Genomic DNA, 20,257 nt, shown 5'->3' with positions numbered 1-20,257 from the left:
AAAGGGCGTAATGATTGAATTATTACGCCCTTTTTAATTTTACAAAATAATCAGTGAAAATAGCGAATTAACCGAGCCTCATTACCATAACCTTCAAAGACATACCCTCAAAATTAATAAAGAAAAGCGGTGATAATAGCCATGAATTTACATTTTTAGCTCCGAATGGCGTATTTATATACAATTTAATACTGATTTTGATCAAGCGCTTAGGTCAAAGCTTCTCATTATTATCGCTTTACCCCTTTACAACACACTAATAATGAAACATCATACCTTTATTAACATGTGATTTATGTTTATATGGATTGTATTCTTTCTTATACTTATAAAAATATATAAACCAAACATCAAGCTAAATTGTTTAGATTTTAAATAAGCAATGTTCAGCTTTAAGAGGATTTATGAAAATAATAAAAATGATACCTTGGGCAGTTTTATATTGCGCTCAATCTTTCGCACTATCTAACCGGAACAGTTGCCTTTAAATAAAAATAATAAATTTTAAATGTTCTCAATAACTATAACTATAAATATAAGAATCAATATATGAAACTCAAACTACTAACATCGTCATTGGTGTTACTTTCTACTGCGGTGTCTGCCGTACCGGACAGACCTGTCATTGATAGAACAATACATATGGCCGAAGGCCATGTATCTGGTGGAGATGATCGACATTGGTTAAATCCTTATGTACCACCTTTAACAACCAGTGCTGATGCTCGAATTGGTTTAGTCCATCGCCCATATCAAGGTGTGTTTTTTCGTTTAATTAAACCAGAAAAAATTAATCAACCGTTTGTTGAGTCTCCTGCTGGCATGGAGATCATGAACAGTACCGAAATTTATGATCCAGACTATGAAGGCATTACTAACCCTTCATCTGACATCCCATCAAGAAGTAACCAAGGCCACATGACTATTTGTGATCCTTCTGGCGACTTCGAAGAATTAACCGGTAATACAAATGAAAGCCCTTATGCCTGTGGTGATACCGGCGCGGATGATTGTTATGACTTAGCTGTTATTACACAATTAGATAATAGCCAGTTAGCCAGTACCCATGTACACGTACGTGTTGCTAACCCTAAAACCGTAGATGCTAATATTGTAGAAATAACCACCGGTGATACCATTGCAGGTGGTACGGCCTTTAGTGGCGGTGCCTTTTTTGAACCGACAATGACGGGTGATAGCAACCTGATGCTTTCAAGAACCGACAGCAACAGCTCTCCAAGCTTATCTGATATTGTCTATTTCCATGGAGACAATGTCGATGCGTTTCCTAGCTGTGATGTGCGTAAATTTACTCGCCGTGAAAACATTGGTCATGCGCCGTACGATGAAACGATAAATACCCGTTATGGCTTTGCCATGCATCCGTTTGAAACGCTTGATAACCAAGGTAATCGTTATGTCCTCCCTGATAATGCACGTTTTGGTACGTACCCTTGGATTGATAAAAAAGGCGCCAATATTACTTTTACCTCTTTTGGTCAGCGTTTAAGTCGTGCTGGCTTTCCAACGCGTTGTCCGTTAGAAGTAGAAGCCAAATATAATGGGAACTGTAGCGCTTCTGCCGAGCTTGCAAAAGTGAATGGCCGTACGCTTATGGGTTTATGGACAAAAGGTAAAATGGTGTTACTTGATAACATGATTAACCATATGGATCACATTGAAGATGTGCGCGAAACTGGTCACCGAGATGTGCTCATTTATAACCCAACAAACGATATTAATGACGGTTATAAACGTGTGGGTGATACACGAAGCCGTACCATTGATGTTATGCCAAATGGTAACGTAACCAACACCAGTTTCTTTGACTCGAACGAGCACCGCTTTAACTACCACAGCAATATGCGTCCAGTATCTCCAGCTGATGTTACTTGGTTAATGAGTACAGGTCGTTCAACGGATGAAGTGACTTTTGATGACTACTTGAATGTTAACGGCTTTATTGTTTCGCATATGGTGCAAGCGCTTAGATTTAATGCGCAATATAACGTCAGAGATATTCTTGCTAATCATATCCAAAACTCAGCAACATCGCTTGCATGGAATAAGCCAAACAGTGCTCGTATGACAGGTAACGGCGCTCGCGCTGAAATCATTGCCAGTGGTGGTTTTACCGGTAAAGGTTATTGGTTAGACGGCACCAATATCGCGCTAGAATATAATATTCCTGCTCAAGCAAACAATAATGCGGTATTAAACAGCCCTTGGTATTATAGTATATTTATTGATAGCCGTAACAACAGCGGCGAACGTACTTTAATGACATTCCCTGATGGTAGTGAAATTCGCTTACGTAACAGCAACAACATTGTGTTTGTTAACGCTGCTGGTACAGCCGTTCACACGGTTAATACCTTAACGAATATCCCTCAGACCGGTTGGGCACACTTAGGTTTTCAATTAAGTCCGGGCAACCGCACCGTTGAAACTTACGTTAATGGTTTTAAAGTTGACAGTTTTACCCACAACCAGGCGTTATTTGTGATGAGTGCAGGCACCTTGTATCTTGGTGCTAACGGTGACAACCGTGCAACATTTACCGGTTGGATTGATGACTTTAAAGTATTCGCAGAAGACGTTAACAAAGAAATTGCCTGTAACTTGGCAAAAGGTACGTTAGCGCGTGTCGCAAACAACAATACGTGGAATAATGTGGCGAATTTACATGCAGCGCCATTACATAATGAAATATCTAACGTATTAGATAACGGTAGCAATAGTGATCGTTTTGTTTGTTATCATGATTATAGCGATGACTATGCGGCACATTTACAAAATATACCTAATGGCTTAGTAGGAATACGTGACGACATTCACTTTCCTGAAGGTCCATTGTTTCAAAATCGTCCGCGTCCAGAGTCTCGCCAAAATGCCTTTTGTTTAACGTGTCATACAGCCGATGGGCAGGGTGGTTTAGATCTAGATGCCCTTGCGTTTGACGGAAATACACTGGCACCTGTTGATCCTCGTCGTCAGCCGATGCAACCAGATCCTGTTGTTTATGGTAATATTCCAGCTAACTGGTTAGGTCAAGGTTTACCTGCGACAAGCTTTGTTGCTAATACGGTTAATGGCTATAGAATTGATGAATTATTATTGCCTGTTGCAAGAAGTGGTTCAGGTAATGGCGGTACTGATACAGGTACTGATACAGGTACTGACACAGGTACTGATACAGGAACTGACACAGGTACTGATACAGGAACTGACACAGGAACTGACACAGGTACTGATACAGGAACTGACACAGGTACTGATACAGGAACTGACACAGGTACTGATCCAACACCAGAAACAAATAATGTACTAATTAATTCAAGTTTTGAATCAGGTGATACAGCGTGGAACACTCCAGGTGGTGCAAGCGTTATAAATAACAACCAAGCTGATGGCGAAAGTGCTGCTTTTATTGATGGCGCAGGTTCATTTACACAGAACGTTACCTTATTACCTAATACCGAATATACCTTAACCGTATCGGGTAAAGTGGGCGAAATTGGTCAGTCATTCTGGGTAGGTGTTAGCAATATTACAGAAGGCGGATTTATTACAAACATGAGTTTTACTGGCACAGAGTATGTATCACAAAGCTTTACTTTTGAAACAACTGCCAATGCAAACCACAGCTATCAAATTTGGATGTGGAATAACCAAGGTGGTCAATATTATGCTGATAGTTTTGTGTTAACTACTACAGAAAATACCACTGAAGAGCCAGAACCAACACAAGAGACTGAACCGGAGCAACCAACAGAGCCAGTGACTGAGGCAACGGGTGACCCTGTTCAATTAGCAACAGTAGATACTTTTGTTGCAGCAAGCTCAAACTGGCAAACAGATCGTATTGCACGTGTATATGACGATAATAATGCAGTAGAGGCGAGAGCAAACGCTAATGGCTTAGGTACAGATTTAGTTTGGCAGGAATTTAGTTTTGCTACAGCCAGTCATTTTGAATTCTCAGTGAGTGAAGATAATGCACCTAGTTATCAAATTTCAGCTTGGAAAGTTCAAGCGTGGGATGATGCGAATGCAGATTGGCTTGACATGATGCCTTGGCAAAATGCTGCAGTAAACGGATGGACTAATTACACGCCAGCAACAAGCTTATCAGCTGATCGTATTCGTGTTTTATTTGAGGCACCAACATCGCAGCGAGTCGGACTACGTGAATTTAATGTCTCAGGTATCGTGTATTAGCAAGAGTAAGATAACTAACTTGAAAAGATACGGGGCTGTTGATCTTTCGTGATTAGATTTTGAACTAAAAAGGCAATCTCGTATAATTATTTCGCCAAAAATAGAAATACGAGATCACCATGCCTCGAACAATGCTTAACGATGAGCACTGATCAAAACTGAGCGTTATAATGCTCAAAGATAGAGTGTATAACAAGCCCACACACAGAAATACTTTGGAAGGTATTTTATACCGAATGCGAACAGGTTGTCCTTGGCGTGATGTGCCAGAGTCGTTTGGTGATTGGAGTGCCATATATAGGCGCTTTAATTTATGGTCAAAGAAAGGTGTTTTAATGAGGGTTTACAGAGCATTAAGGTATGAGCCGGACCTAGAGTGGGAGTTTATTGATGGTAGTATTGTTAAAGCACATCAGCACAGTACTGGCGCTAGAACAGAGGATGGTGAGGGTATAGGTAAAAGTGTTGCGGGTAACACCACTAAAATTCATATGGCGGTAGATAGTTACGGCTTACCTATTGAATTTTACATTACAGTTAGTGAAGTTCACGACAGTAGAGCAGCACCAACACTTATAGATATGCTGCCAAGTTCGGATTATATCATTGCTGATCGGGGCTATGATAGTGAAGTACTTAGAGAGTAAATACGTGATAAAAATACTATTCCAGTAATTCCGAGGAAGAAAAACTCTAAAGTGGGTAATGCTGATATCGATTGGTGTTTATATAAATACCGACATTTAGTTGAAAATGTATTTGCATGCCTCAAGCAGTATCGGGGTATAGCGACAAGATACGATAAATTAAAAAGAAACTATGAAAGTACACTCGCATTGGCGTGCTCCATGATATGGCTGCCAATGTAAGTGGTTAAATTATGAACTTGAAAGATCAACAGGCCCTAGTATATTTCAGAATATTCAATATAAATAAAAACTTAAGAAGTGCTGTAATTATCATCTTAAACAATGCATTAATATATTATAAATATATGATGTTTTATTTGTGCTGTGTATGTATATTGCTTTATTGATATTTAGCGGGGGAGTGCTGTAAAAACGTACATTCAAAAACAAAAAAACAGCATGAGAGTTTATCCATTTAGATATTGAATACGGGCTATTTAGCTCAATAAATTTAGCGTTTTTAAATAATGTTAGGATAAATATAATGAAAAAAAAATTAACATATAAAAATATTTTAGGCACCGCTTGCCTTTTAACAGGCTTGGTTATGAGTAGCGCTGTATCAGCTAACCTTGTAAATGTGGATTTTAGTAATGGTCTTAATGGTTGGGGAGGCGATGTTGTTTATTATGACACTGAAAATGACATGGATAATAATGTCACTGATGTAATTTTTGGTGATTATTCCAATAATTTTTCAACAACTAGTAACAGTGTCACCCTTAATACTTTTGCAGACACAACCAATGAATATTGGGGAGTGTACTTATATCAAGAATTTATGGTTGCCGCAGGTACATCTGAAATTTCGTTAAAAATTGATTCTACCGCTGACTATGCGTATGTCACCCTCGTTGATGAGAACCTTGATCTTGTTCATGACTTCAAAAATGGCGGTTTGAGTGTAGATATTAGCACTTTTATAGGCTCGTTAATGTCATTAGAGTTTGGTATTGAAGATAGCAATTATGCTTATGATGACTATTTAACCGTTTCAAATATTACGATTAGTAAACAGTCTATTTCAGTAACAGAACCGGCTTCATGGGCGCTATTTCTATTAGCATTGGCAGGAATAATAAAACGTTTTATAAAAATTGCTTAACGTTTTTCTCTTGCCATAGCTTAATTCACATCATGTAAAACAACTGTTTTGCATGATGTCACTTCTAATATTTGGAGAATAAAAATGGTTAATATCCGTTTATCTCGTATTTTTATCAATAAATTAAAAAATTTACACCAGACTATTTTTTTGTTTATTGTTGTAATTTTTACCAGTCAATTGTCATTTCAAGCACTAGCCGTAGAAATAGATACTTGGCAAACTGTTGCTGAAGCAACTATAGAGCACAGTGATCGTTATACAAAACGTGAGGTTGGTTATTACACATATAACAATATTGTTATACCAACTATGACAGAACTTTCAGAGGCGTTAAGAATCGTGATTACTAATAGTAGTCATGACGTACTTGCTGAAGATGGTATCGATGATAGTGGTCATCCATATTTTGTAGTTGCTTCGACTAACGATAAGACTCAAATTTACTTTGCATCTCAACGGGGGCCATTTGCTTATACGGCAGAGTTACAACAGTTAATTTCTGCTGAAATACCATCAAATGAAGAGGTAAATTTATTAACAGTTGCTAATATGGCACCAAGTTCTCATTGGAATAACCCTATATTAGCGAATGTGGTAGCTGGTGATGATACACAAGAAGCAGTGGCTACAATTGTTGGCGCAGCTAATAGTAATGTTTACATAATTTTTGATATTGTCGAAAGCAATAATCTTGTTTTTAGCTTTGCTCAAGACGATATACCAGAAAATCTAGTTACAAGTTGGGAAGTAGCTCATAAAACGGGTAGCGGTTGGATAGTGCTTAAAAATTGGGGCAATGCAAGTGCAAGTGAAAACACCTTTCGCGCTAATGCAAATGTATCAGCAAGCAAAGTACGTTTTAGATTTAGAGCTGTAGATGGTGCTAATTTAGGAATTAATCAGATTAAAGTAATCAGTGAAATTATTGATACTTTACCTGAACCAACATCAAACCCTGCTGATGGCATGCTTGATACAGACTTAACGGGCTATAGGGGCTACACCGATGAAAATGACGTTACCACGGCTAATGTTGGCTTTTTTGAAAATAAAATATTTGATGATGAGCCTAATGAGCTAATAGCCGAAGCGGTATTTGCTGATACAGTAAATGACACTGCTCGCTTAAAAGCAGCGTTAAATCAATCAAAAAGAGAAGAATATGGTGGTGTTGTAATATTACGGGCAAATCCTAATGGGCAAAATCGCTTTAGTTTATCTCATATCGCCGTTCCTTCAAATATTCGTATTGAAGTAGAGCCAGGCGTTGTTTTAGAAATGCGAGGGATTAAAGAAGATACCTATCCAACCAGCCAAAATGAACCTCAAAATATAAATAAACCTAATCGTCAATTTTTGTTCTCATTTGGTCGTAGTAATGGCCCTGGAAATTTATTAGCTGATCGTATCGAAAACGTTGAAGTAAGATCAACAGTGCCAGGCGAAAAATTCATAATAGATGCTAAAACCAATATGCCGCATAACTATGGCTATATGAATGGTGGTAACGGCAACGGCGTAGTTAATCTAACTCGGGCTATTCCTATAGGTTTATTTTATGTAAAAAACTTCGCTATTTCAGATATCGAAATTCAAGATAATCATACTGAATCAGTGGCTGTGCAGATGTTTGCCGATGCTGACTATAAAGATGGAGCCTATGCGTGGCGTTTTGGCTCTAAACCTATTTTTTTAGAAGACCGTTATGTTAAAGATAACCCTGATGGTACTAACAAGCTTGAAGGATCAAGTAATGTACCACTGAAAACTGATAGCTTTAATAATTTCTTAAATGAAAATAATGAGGTTGTGGCTGATATGTTCGCGATAAAACGTAACCCGACTTATGGCCGTACACCTGTAAAAGGGTCAATAAAAAATATAAAAGCAACTAATGCTCATACGGGATACGGTGTTGTGCAAATATACGGTGGTGACTGGATAGAAATTGATAGCATTGAAGTTATTAATGGTATTGGTGTTCGATTAGAGGCGGGGAATGGTACTGATAATGATAACTTTAATCGTGCAGGCCCTTACTTTTCATCGATGAATAAAATCAATATTTCAAACGTGAAAGTGACAAACGGTTTCACTGGCGTTTGGTTAAAACCACACTCTAAAATAATGAAAGATATTACTGTGGAAAATATTGAAGCGATTGATAGTGGTACCGCATTACTTGTGGGTAAGGGGGCATTTAACTGTAAAGCAAGTTGTCGTGACTTAACCCGAGGACGTATTAATAACTTAGTTATTAAAGGTGATATTTCTTTAACACAAACAGTATTTGATGAACCAGTTGCTGAAGTGGGTAATAACATTACCTATTTGCTTACGGATGCTAACCGTCAATACTTAGCTGATTTAAACAATAAAACTGTTGGTCAGCTTACCCGTGGTGATTTACAACAAAAAACTATAACTGGGGAGCAAACACCAGAGCAGTTAGCAGCGCTTACACCTGATAGTTTTGATAATCCATCAGGTACTCGTTGGTATAAAATATTTCCAACAGCACCTGTGTTAGCATTATCAATGTTATCGGCAGAAAATATAGGTGATGAATCAGCAACAGAAGGCTTTTATCCAGTAGATTTTAGTCAAGCCACTATTACGTCAAATGGTTTGCCTGAAGATACTTTGATTTTATATCGTGGAGATATGCGCGAGCCTAACGGAACGCAAGCAACCGATTTTATATACAAATAGCTAGAATCAAAATGTAGTTTTGTTGAAGAGATTTTGTATCTTCAATAATTAGTAAAATAATAAAAAATTAACCTATACATATGATGTTTGTATATGTATTATGTGTGGTAATATAAATTTGTTAATGAACAACAGTGAGATAAATCATGAATAGAACACTCATAGGAGTAGCTATTGCTTCGGCTCTTTTGTTAACTACCGGTTGTAGTAAAAAACAGAACGCTCAAGTTAGCGCCCCTCAAGTTACTGTTGCAGTTGCTGAGACTGGTTACTCTGCAGCCAGTGCATTAGAGCAAGAAGCTCGAGCACAATTAAAAACTCTGTTGAGCATGATGGAACAAGCTCGCGCTAAAAATATTGATGTAACTAGAGAAGAAACACTTGTTTGGTTCTCTCAAGAGTTTCTTAAGTTTGCTAATTGGGATGAAGCTAACCCGAAAGCCATAGAGCAAGCATTTGGTTACGAACGTTATTATGCTGATGACAAAGTAGAACTTGCCGCAGCATTGCCGGATTTTGAACGTCAAAAAGTAATTGATATTCTCACTAAAGGTATCGATGTTTTAGGTCAAGAGTTACGTGGTGAAATCAAACGACGTCCTGTTAACAAAGTTGATTGGCAAGGTACTAAAGCTAGCGATAATATGTTTATCAGCAATGGTAAACCTATTTTTCTTTACGATTATTTTTCTAAATCAGTTGGTCAGCCTTTAACTAATACTGATGTGTATAATGATCATTTAGGCGCGCTGTACCATGGTGGTGAAAACCTATACCCAACGGATCATGACCGGGCTATCAATTCTTTCTTGTTGAAAGAAGATGGTACCTTTGACCAAGAGTTGATGAAAGAATTGACTGATATTCCTGATACCAATATTGGTTTCTTATATTATTGGATCATGGGTATTCCTGAATGGGTTGAAAAGCAAGAGCCTGAAGTACGTAAAGGTCGCTCTTTATTTACTGGTTTTGATATCGATAACCCTTTAGTTCGTGATGTTTGGGGTAAGATTATCCATGAAACAGGTCGATTAACAAAAGGTAAAAAAGTTACCGAATTGGGCTTTGTTTTGGCGAATGAGCCACATTGGTATGCTGAAAAAGGACATTGGACAGCCAACTTTGAAGAAATGACCTCTATTTCTTCTTATACGCTTAACAAGTTCCGTGACTGGTTAGATAATAAGTATGCTAGTGATATCGCAGCGTTAAATAGTAATTGGGGTACGTCATTTACTAGTTTTGAAACCGTAGCAATTGAGATTCCAATTGATCCAGCATTACAAGGACAACCTATTTGGTATGACTGGTCTCGTTATAATATGGATAGAAGTACAGACTGGTTTACGTTTGTGCAAAATGAACTACATTCAGTGAATCCAGACGCTCATACATCCATTAAGGTAATGCCTAGAATGTTTATGTATGACTCTCGTTCTGGTGGTATTGATACCGAAGCATTAGCAGAATTAACTACCATGGTGGGTCATGATGCTAAAGCCTTTGGTAGTGAGAATATTCGTCCTGGTAAATCGTCTGAGTGGATAGAAAAGTATGCTTATTCTTGGGGAATGGTTGCAATGTTCCACGACTTTATGGAATCAGTAGCACCTGACAAGATCAACTTCAATTCAGAGTCTCACTTTTTATCATCTGGCCAATGGCGTGATTTAGATACTCGCACCAGTTATGTGCGTAGTGTGTACTGGTTAGCGACTTTACTTGGTATGGATGCTAATACTGGCTGGTTCTGGGCTCGTGATCCTGATGGTTCTCCTGAAGATCGTTTAGAAGGAGATTTAGACTTCTTCGATCCTGGGCTTGGTGGTGCATATGCTGGTTCAAATAATATGCAACCTCATGTAACCAACGAAGTAACACAGGTAATGTTTGACTTAAATAGTTTTTCAGAAGAAATTATTGCATTACGTGAACAAATGCGTCCTATACGTTTATTTTATTCTGAAACGACTGCCATCAATACTGATGATTACATGACCAAGGGTTCTAAACTTTACGAGGAATTATTTTTCGAAGGTTTACCTTTAGGTTTTGTCACTAAAAACATTATTGAAAAGCAAGACAACAGCGATTGGGAGACTGTGGTTGTATATAACAACCCAAATGTGACTGATGCTGAATTCGACGCTTTACAATCTTATCTTGGTGCTGGTGGTACAGTTATTGTTGATTCAAAGAGTTTATTACTTAATGAATATGGCCAAAAACGCACTAAAAAGTTAAAAGCTGGTAAAGGTAAACTAATCACTTTAGAGCCGAGCGCAGACCTTGCTAAAATTAAGCAGGTAGCCCTTGCTCAAGTGACAGAGCAAATGCCTGATGTGGTAATAGCTGAAGATAATGGAGAAGCATATAAAACCACTACTTGGCGAACAATTAAGCAGTCTGATGGCACTTATTTAGTCAATATACTAAACGTTGGTCACAATACAGCTAAATTAGACTTAACGCTAAGAAACGGTAAGCCAGTGACTGTTACTGACTTAATGACCGGAAATTCCTTGGATTCTACGTTTGAATTAGCTTCTGAAGGTGTCCTCTTGTTAGAAGTTAAATCGCACTAATAGATTGCGATTTTTTGACGCCGTATCAAAACTACGGCGTCTTTTTTAATATTTTGAATGGTTTTTGTTTTTATAGCTGAGTTTCAACAATACGCTATATAGTTTCCCCCATTGTTGTTGCCGTAGTAACCCTACGGCTTTTTTTCATTTAATGCTTTGGTATTTAAGCTAAAGACGTATCAACTTCAAAATCTTCCAGCAACACAGTCCTAAAGCTTATTTAGGAAACTATTATTAAAACTAATTAACAGGCTTACTCATTTTTATTGTTTACATAACTTTACAAAGTCTACACTATTTAAATCTTGCACATACAAACATCATATGTTTATATATGGATAATCAATTGGCTTGTGAAATATCTGGTTAAATAATAAAGTGATTATTTATTTTCAAATCAAGGTAACTCGCTTACCAAGCACTTATTACAACAAAAAAATCAAATAGTTAAGGTGAAGCATGAAACTGTTTTTACAACAAAGATCTTTTCAAAAGATAAATCAGGATAGAGAAAATCTCGGTCCCCGTATATCAAAACTTGTTAAATTTATAACCATGGGGAGTTTGGCTGCAGTTATTTTTTCACCGTTAGCTTATAGTAATGAGAGTCAAAAAGTTGCAACCTCAAGTGTAGCTACCTCAAGTGTAGCTACCTCAAGTGTAGCTACCTCAAGTGTAGCTACCCCTAAAGAAAATGTACTCGTAATCATGTTTGATGATATGCGTTTTGATACTTTTTCTTATCGCGGAGGCCCGGTTAAAACACCCAATATTGATGCATTAGCGGCAGAATCAGTGCGCTTTGATAATGCAATGACAACAACTGGTCTTTGTTCTCCGTCAAGAGCAGCAATGTTCACTGGTCGTTGGGGTCATAAAACAGGTTTAGATGATAATGTTGAACTTTGGCACTCTCGTGTCTCTGAGCTTGATCCAAAAGAAGGCGGGATCATGCGAGCAGCGTCTGAAGCTGGCTACTTAGTGGGTTATGTTGGGAAATGGCACTTAGGCGCACAAGGGAGAAAAATGCGTGGCGCTGAAATTGATTTAGCACATGGGCATGAAGCAGAAGAGCGATTTAGTCGTCAATGGACACCGTATGCAAAAGTTCCTCAAGTGAAAGGTTACTATGAAGGTAAACTTGACGAAAATAATGAGAAACACGAATACTTTATGACCCTACCAGGTGGTTATGAAGATACTGAAGCTTATAAAAAAGTCGTTCATGGGCAAGCAATGATAAAACAGGCGGCCAAAGATAAACGACCATTTTTTGGTGTAGTCAGTTTTAATCAGCCACATCCTGCCTACCGTGTGCCTGAGCCTTATGCCAGCATGTTTGATCCAGGAACACTTAAACTGCCAAAAAATCATTTAAGCCCACGTGTTAATAAACCGTTATCGCAAGATGGCGTATGGTGGCCTTGGCATGATGTTGGTCATATGAGTGATATGGATTGGAGAAGAACACGAGCATTTTATTATGGTGCTATTGCAATGGTTGATCGCGTTGTTGGCGACCTACTAAATACAGCAAAAGAAGAAGGTATGTATGACGACCTAACTATCATTTTAGTTGGTGACCAAGGTAGTATGTTAGGTGAACATGGGTTATATGACAAAGGCCCTTACGCGTATGATGAATTAATGCGTATGCCACTCCTGATTAAATCACCACATCAAGAAAGCAAGACTGTAAATCGTCAAGTGTCTATTATTGATATAGCGCCAACACTTTCAGATATTATGGGAGTATCAATTGGCGATGACATTGATGGTAGAACATTAGTATCGCTAATGAAGGAAGGGGATTTCGCAGATGAAGGCCGAATAGATTCATCGCTTTATGCATACGAATGGTATAACGGGGCATGGTTTGGTATTAGAGCCATTAGAACCCCTGAAATGAAATTTGTCTGGAATCCAGGTGATAGTCGAGATGAATTGTATGATTTGGTTAACGATCCTATTGAAGTAACCAACGAAATTGATAATAAAAAATACCGCAAGCAATTAAAAGAGATGGTTTTATTACTTGAGCAAGAACTTGTCAGAGTGGGCGACCCATCAGTAGAAAAGTTTCGCCATCACATGAAAGCTCGTGGCTTACTTTAATTTAAAAGTTATTGCAGAAAAATATTAATTAATAAATACAAACTTTAGGTAAAAACGATGAAAAAATTTACATTTAGGCAGCTTGTTTTAGGTTGTACCTGTTTACTTGCAAGTCAAGTTTCACTGGCAAGTACTGCTAATGAACGACCTAATATTTTAGTTATTTTAACCGATGATATGGGTTATGCCGATGTTGGCTTTAATGGGTCACCTGATATCAGAACACCTAATTTAGATCAGTTAGCGGCAGAAGGGACTATGATGACTTCCGCATACAATGCTCATCCTTTTTGTGGACCAAGCCGAGCAGGTATTATGACCGGAAGATATCCACACAAATTTGGTTCACAATTTAACTTACCTACCAGTGATCGCTCTGGAGGTTTAGGTATTCCTACTTCTGAGATTTTTATCAGTGAGGTATTACAAGACGCAGGCTACCATACTGGAGCTATCGGTAAGTGGCACTTAGGTGAAGATGGTGATTTCCATCCAAATAACCGAGGTTTTGATGATTTTTATGGCTTTTTAAATGGCGGCCACGACTATTTCCCAAGTAAGTTTAAAGCACAATATGAAAAACAACGTAAACAAGGTTTAAATCACTCAATATTTCATTACCTTAGACCACTTGAACACAATGGAAAAGAGGTGGATGTTAATGAATATCTAACCGATGCTTTATCGGGGCAAGCAGTAAACTTTATTGAAGCCTCAGCAAAAGATAAAAAGCAGCCTTTCTTTTTATACTTAGCATACAATGCGCCTCATTCGCCTATGCAAGCTAAAGAAGAAGACATGGCGCAATTCCCCGAGATTAAAGATAAAAAACGTAAAATCTACGCAGGTATGGTTTATGCGGTAGATCGAGGTGTTAAGGAAATTGTACAAACCTTAAAAGATACAGGTCAATACGATAATACTTTAATTGTATTTTTCAGTGATAACGGAGGCAAACCAAACCTAGGCGCTAACAATTACCCATTAAAAGGTCGCAAAGGGAGTGTATTAGAAGGCGGTTATAGAACACCTATGTTTTTCCATTGGCCTAAAAAAATACCAAACGGTAAAACATTTACCTTCCCTATTTCTACTTTAGATTTATATCCAACATTTGCAAAAATTGCAGGTGCTGAAATACCTAAAAAGAAAAAGCTTGATGGTAAAAATTTAATACCAAGTTTAGTTGCAGGCACAGACCCTAGACCAGGCGAAATGATTTATGCCGTACGCCATAGAAATGGTTATTCAGAAGCGGCTGCACGTAAAGATAATTGGAAAATTGTCAATGTAAGTGGCAAATGGCAATTATTTGATGTTGAAAAAGATAGCAGCGAAAGTAACGATTTAAGTAAAGAGTACCCGCTCGTTGTAAGAGAAATGGTCGCTGAAATGGAAATGTGGAGTTGGAGTAACACTCAGCCTTCATGGTTCCACAATCATGCCGAAGGCGCTTTATGGCGAGAAAAAGCCATGCCGAGATTCCATGAAACTTTTAGTTTAAAAGAAAAAGCCGCTAACGAGTTAAATGTACATTAAGAAGTTAGCGCTTACTAAGCACATTCTGCATAACTGGATTCGGCGATGTGCTTTTATCCACTTAACTGGTTTTCAGTTAAGTGGATAACTAACTTCGTAAACTCTATTAGCAGGGTAAAATCTTATGCTTAAAAAAATATCTAAACAAAATTTTAAAAAAAATAAGTTACTTACCGCTTATGCCTTTCTCCTTAGCTCTACGTTATTAACCGCATGTAGCAGTGGCTCAAACACTGTAGCAACTAGCACAAACGACAGTAATCATACTGCGCCACTCGTATCTCCATTTTCTGATCCTAACAATACAGGGCAATGGGTTTATAACACTGTAGTAAGTGATGAGTTTGAAACCGAAGTGCTGGATGAAGACCGTTGGTATGTTGTTGGTAAATTTAAAGATGGTAAACCAGAGTATAAACACCCTGATAAACCCAACAAAAAAGTATGGACAGGTCGTGCACCTTCACAGTTTTCAGGACGTAACTATCGTTTAGAAGATGGCAAACTTATTCTTGAAACACGTTGGGAACCAGACTTTCCGTTTATTAAAGAAGTCCATACCCCTGTATTTGGTGAAGCTATGCCGTACGCCAATATTACGACAGCCTGTATTATTTCACGTAAAGAATTCAAATACGGTTACATTGAAATACAAAGCAAAGCGGCTGATGCTGAAGTCACTAGTGCTTTTTGGTCAATGGGTAAAGGAGTTGAATTCGATTTCTTTGAATTACTGGGCTATCACAGCGAACCTGGTAAAGAACACTTAGACCGACAAATTTGGTGGTCAATACGTGATTGGCAAAAACTTCGCGGTAAACCAACGTATACCGAAAGGAAAGATTTAGGCTTTAGAGTTGCGGACGACTTTCATATTTATGGTATTGAATGGGATGAGCAAGGTGTTAAATACTATATTGACGGTAAACTTTTCTCACAAGTTACTACAGAAGAAGTAACGGCTTGGGCTAAAGAAAACAGAGATGTTCCAGCCGATTACAACGGATATGTTGCCACTGTGCCAATTAACCTCTGGTTAGATCAAGAAGTTTTTCCTTGGGTTGGTTACCCCAAAAGCAAAGCAGAACTTGGAATAAATAGTCCGAAAGAAAAGAAAGATGACGGCATAGTCGATTTTGAAATTGAATACGTTAGAGTTTGGCAAAAAAACAAGTGAAATAGCGAACGAAATAATAAAAATATTATGCTAATTAGCAAGACACAATTGGCATCACTTAATAACTTAAAGGTTTAGTAATTATGATGTATACATTCAAGTTTAATAAAGTTGCGTCTACTGTCGCTCTATATTGTGCAATCGCAAGTTTAAATGGTTGCGCTACGTTTGATAAAAAAGGCGCTGAACAAGCAAATAATCAATCAAATCCTCCTACCTTATTCACCGAAACGTCAGGAGTAATACCGGTAGAGGATAGAGGCCGACGTAAGTGGGACGTTGCAATTGTCGGTGATCTTGATGGTAACGGTTACCAAGACCTTTTATTAACTGAGCATGCGCATAAAGTGTTTGTTTACTGGAATGAAGGTGGGACTTTTACCGAACCATCCACATTAATTAATGGCGATATGCACGGTACAGCTATTGCTGACTTTGATAAAGATGGTTTAGTTGAAGTGATTATTGCACAAGGTGGTGGTAATGGCAGTAATCCGAGAAAACCAAAACATTTCGAAATAACAAAAGATAGACAATTTACAGGTGGTAAACCTTTAGAACATTTCGAAAAAGGAAGAGGCCGTTCAGTCAAAGTATTTGATGCAAATAATGACGGTAATTCAGATTTATTTTTAACTGGTTTTGCAACACCTGAGCAGTTTGAAACGGGGGCGAACCATTTTTATAGTAATTCAGGAACAGGTGAGTTTGTCTTTGAAGGTAATTTACCTTTTAGTGACCGATTAAGTTATCGCTCTGTCATTACTGATTTTAATGGTGATGACCAGTCAGACATATTAGTTTTTGGTGGTAAACGTATGGTCGCGATAGCAGGCGGCGAAGGTTATACCTTTTCAGATGTAACTGACAAAGTACTAGGTTCATTAAAACACACCTCGGATGTTAGTGCTATTTCACAACTTGATTTTGATGGTGACGGCGATTTAGATTTAGCAATTAGCAGAGCAGAGCATCAATTTGAGCCAGAAACCTATTACGATGCAGCAAGCAAACGTTTTGCATTTTTCTCACGTTTTCAACCATTACAACTTGAAGACCTCACCATAGATGGAGACTTTGTGCTTGAAAACTTGCAAATGGCTTATCCAGATTTTGATGTTTATGTAGGTAAAGATAAGCGCTTATTAGATTTTAAAAGCTCCTCTAAGGATACCTCTCACGATTTAGACCGAAGTGGTACCATTAACTTAACTGCGAGTGAATCCTTTGGTTGGCCTGAAGACTTATGTGTTAAAGGCGTAAAAATGAAAAATTTACCTAAAGACAGCAAGCCGGGTTTATATATTGGCTATATGGGCAATAATCACTGGCGAATTTGTAGTCAAACCAGTTCAGCAACCGCTGGCGTGATAAACAATGTAATCTCAACACCCGCCACAACCAAAGATGAATCACTACCAGCTATGTTGTTAGAAAATAGAGATGGACAATTTTTTGATGTAACGTCAAAAATGGGCATTGATATTAATGAACAAACGACTAGTGCTTTGGCTGCTGATTATGATAACGACGGTTGGACAGATTTATTTTTTATGCGCTATGGCGATATGTCAAAAGAAGTTACTCAGTATTTGTATATGAACAACCAAGGGAAATCTTTTACCTTGGTTGATAATCATGGAGCTATTTCAACCGATTTAGGTGCAACAGGTGCAGGTGCAGAAGTGATTGATTACGACAAAGATGGTGATTTTGATCTTATTTTTGCTAATGAACGTGGTAAGTGGCATTTATTTGAAAATCATAACGAAATATTATCAAACAATAACTATATAGGCATTACTGTCGGGATGTCTCCAGTTGAAAAAGCGGATTTATTCGGCACTAAAGTAACGATTAATGCCTGTGGGCGAACTCAAGTGCGGGAAGTAGGTAATACTTCATCGTCATTTGCGGTTACTTATAATAATGATTTGTTGTTCGGGCTAGGGCAGTGCGATGAGGTTGATACCGTTACCGTCACTTGGACAAACGGCGAAGAAATTCAGCTTAACCCTAAGCAGGTTAATCAATATATTAATATTAATTAACCAATTTTTCGCACTATAAACAATTATTTAATAAGTAGTCATTATGAAACTTAAAACAACAAGTTTACTCGGTTTATCTACCTCGATACTTCTTTCAACTGTAAGCCAAGCAGATGAAATGGTTTTGCCGTTATCCGATCCTGAAAATAACAATGGATGGGTATTCAATGAAACATTCAGTGATGAATTTAACGGTAATACATTAGATGAAACTAAGTGGTATGCCTTAGGTGAAACATCTAATTATTGGAAAGGGCGCGGCGCACAATATGCACCACATAATGTGCGTATTGAAGACGGAAAACTAAAAATAAAGACCCAATGGGAACCAGATTTTGACTTTGCTGAAGGTTATAAAGATATGACTTCTGCAGGCATTATCCATCATAAGAGTTTTTTATATGGTTACATGGAAGTAAAGGTTAAAGTACCAGATGCGCCAATGTCTGGCTCTTTTTGGTTTACAGGTGAAGACTCTGAACTTGATGTTTTTGAACATTTTGGCAAGGTAACTAAAGTTGGAGGTAATAAAGCACCTGAATCCAGAATTTGGACATCAATTCATGATTGGCGAATTGATCGACCAGAACCACAAAGTAAAAATAAAATTTACTATCATCAATATCCTTTAGGTTTTCGTGTAGCTGAAAAATTTGCTACTTATGGTATTGAATGGACCGAAGATAGTTATACGGTATACCTTGAGGGTAAAAAACTATATAGCGCACAACAAGGCCCAGCAGGATGTGCAAATACCAATGATAAAACCAACCTTTCTGCCAACGGCACACCGTTAGATTGTTTAGGTGATAAGTGGTTGTTAAATAACCGCATGGATATGTGGTTTGACTCTGAAGTTTTTGACTGGATGGGAGTGCCAACCCAACAAGATTTATCGCCACCAGTAGACTTTGAAGTAGAATACGTGCGTGTTTGGCAAAAGCCCAATAATTATGCTATCGACAAAGCTTTTTTTGGTTTTGAAGGGGCTATTGCAATGAATGGTAAAGATATTTTTAATTTAGCAAAACCTGAGAAACCTGGTGCATATCGTAAAAGGTGGGCAATGTCTGATGCTAACATGGCCATTACAGGTTACCCTGATTTTAAATATTCCACGGGTCGAAAAAGTTTAAAAATTTCGCATACTAATGGTTTAACTGCCGATATTATCGCGACATCACCGCAAGGTTCTATTGAAACGACCGCGGGTAATTATTTACTCTCTTTTGATGTTTTTGTAGAAAATAATAGCTCGATTAAGGATGTTACTATTAAACTTGGAGAGCCTGAGAGTCTCCATACTTTTGATATTAGCTCTCTGCCGCGTGAGCGATGGATAACAGTCACCGAAAATATTAACCGAGCATCTTCGTCTGGCGTTAATGATAATATGCAAGTCATTATTGACAAATCGGCGGCAGCACAGGGAAATAGCACCATCTATATTGACAATATCATGTTAGATAAAATTACAGGTGATTTTGTCAATATTACTGACATTAAAACAGAAAATAATGCCACTATAGCTGTTGGCGAAACGCTTCAATTAGCGATTGAAGTAACACCAACTAGTGCGAGTAATCAATACATTAATTGGCACTCAAGTGATGAAACCAAAGCTTACGTAAATAACCGAGGTAAATTATTTGCTTTGGCGGCAGGTACGGTTGATATTGTCGCGACAGCAGTAAATGGTAAACAAGAAGAAACAGTAGTTGTAATTATAGATGGAGACACTGAGCTCAGTGTTGAACAACCGCCTAGCAGCTCAGATAACATTGATTCAACACCAACTCCAGAAACATCGGTAGTACCAGAAAACCCTATCGTTGATGAAATACCTAATGAAGCAATTAATACGAGTAAGGAGAGTACTGCTGGCGCAATGCATTGGTTAACTTTTTTATTTCCTATTTTAGTGTTTTTTTTGCGTAGAAGAACCGAAATATAAAATCTATAAATCGAAAATAACGCTAATAACACATACGTCATTAGCGTTATGTCTCCTTATTTACTTTACACCATTCAATAATTAACCTCAGCTCGGGTTAAGC

General features: G+C 37.9%; 9 protein-coding genes and 1 pseudogene. All 10 read left to right on the top strand.

All coding sequences use genetic code 11. From position 1 onward, the window contains the following. The first annotated feature begins 549 nt into the window (after positions 1–549). The 10 genes and pseudogenes from KO509_RS05915 (at position 550) to KO509_RS05870 (ending at position 20,154) form a co-directional block, all read left to right on the top strand. Positions 550–4,221: a LamG domain-containing protein gene (locus KO509_RS05915; protein WP_215972364.1), complete on the top strand. Its 3,672-nt coding sequence runs from the start codon at positions 550–552 to the stop codon at positions 4,219–4,221. A 170-nt stretch (positions 4,222–4,391) separates the two neighbouring features. Beyond that, a pseudogene (locus KO509_RS05910) lies at positions 4,392–5,090 on the top strand (IS5 family transposase). 304 nt (positions 5,091–5,394) lie between these two features. Next, positions 5,395–6,015 carry a hypothetical protein gene (locus tag KO509_RS05905; RefSeq protein WP_215972363.1) on the top strand — a complete coding sequence of 207 codons (621 nt, stop codon included), beginning with the start codon at positions 5,395–5,397 and terminating at the stop codon, positions 6,013–6,015. An 84-nt stretch (positions 6,016–6,099) separates the two neighbouring features. Further along, positions 6,100–8,730 (top strand): hypothetical protein, encoded by a 2,631-nt coding sequence (locus KO509_RS05900; RefSeq protein ID WP_215972362.1) that lies wholly within the window; start codon positions 6,100–6,102, stop codon positions 8,728–8,730. Between the two features lie 146 nt (positions 8,731–8,876). Then, positions 8,877–11,318, top strand: a complete 2,442-nt coding sequence (locus KO509_RS05895; RefSeq protein WP_215972361.1) for an alpha-amylase family protein — start codon at positions 8,877–8,879, stop codon at positions 11,316–11,318. A gap of 459 nt (positions 11,319–11,777) precedes the next feature. After that, complete coding sequence (locus KO509_RS05890; protein WP_252727416.1) at positions 11,778–13,433, top strand: sulfatase-like hydrolase/transferase; 1,656 nt, start codon at positions 11,778–11,780, stop codon at positions 13,431–13,433. Between the two features lie 57 nt (positions 13,434–13,490). After that, complete coding sequence (locus tag KO509_RS05885; protein WP_215972360.1) at positions 13,491–14,972, top strand: sulfatase-like hydrolase/transferase; 1,482 nt, start codon at positions 13,491–13,493, stop codon at positions 14,970–14,972. 124 nt (positions 14,973–15,096) lie between these two features. Beyond that, positions 15,097–16,149 (top strand): family 16 glycosylhydrolase, encoded by a 1,053-nt coding sequence (locus KO509_RS05880; RefSeq protein WP_215972359.1) that lies wholly within the window; start codon positions 15,097–15,099, stop codon positions 16,147–16,149. A gap of 83 nt (positions 16,150–16,232) precedes the next feature. Then, positions 16,233–18,200: a CRTAC1 family protein gene (locus KO509_RS05875; protein ID WP_215972358.1), complete on the top strand. Its 1,968-nt coding sequence runs from the start codon at positions 16,233–16,235 to the stop codon at positions 18,198–18,200. A gap of 43 nt (positions 18,201–18,243) precedes the next feature. Then, positions 18,244–20,154 carry an Ig-like domain-containing protein gene (locus KO509_RS05870; protein WP_215972357.1) on the top strand — a complete coding sequence of 637 codons (1,911 nt, stop codon included), beginning with the start codon at positions 18,244–18,246 and terminating at the stop codon, positions 20,152–20,154. The last annotated feature ends 103 nt before the right edge of the window (positions 20,155–20,257 follow it).

The organism is Colwellia sp. C2M11, from assembly GCF_018860915.1.
Taxonomy (GTDB): domain Bacteria; phylum Pseudomonadota; class Gammaproteobacteria; order Enterobacterales; family Alteromonadaceae; genus Colwellia.
Note: the sequence above shows the minus strand (reverse complement) of the source record. Positions and strands in the feature narration are given on the sequence as shown.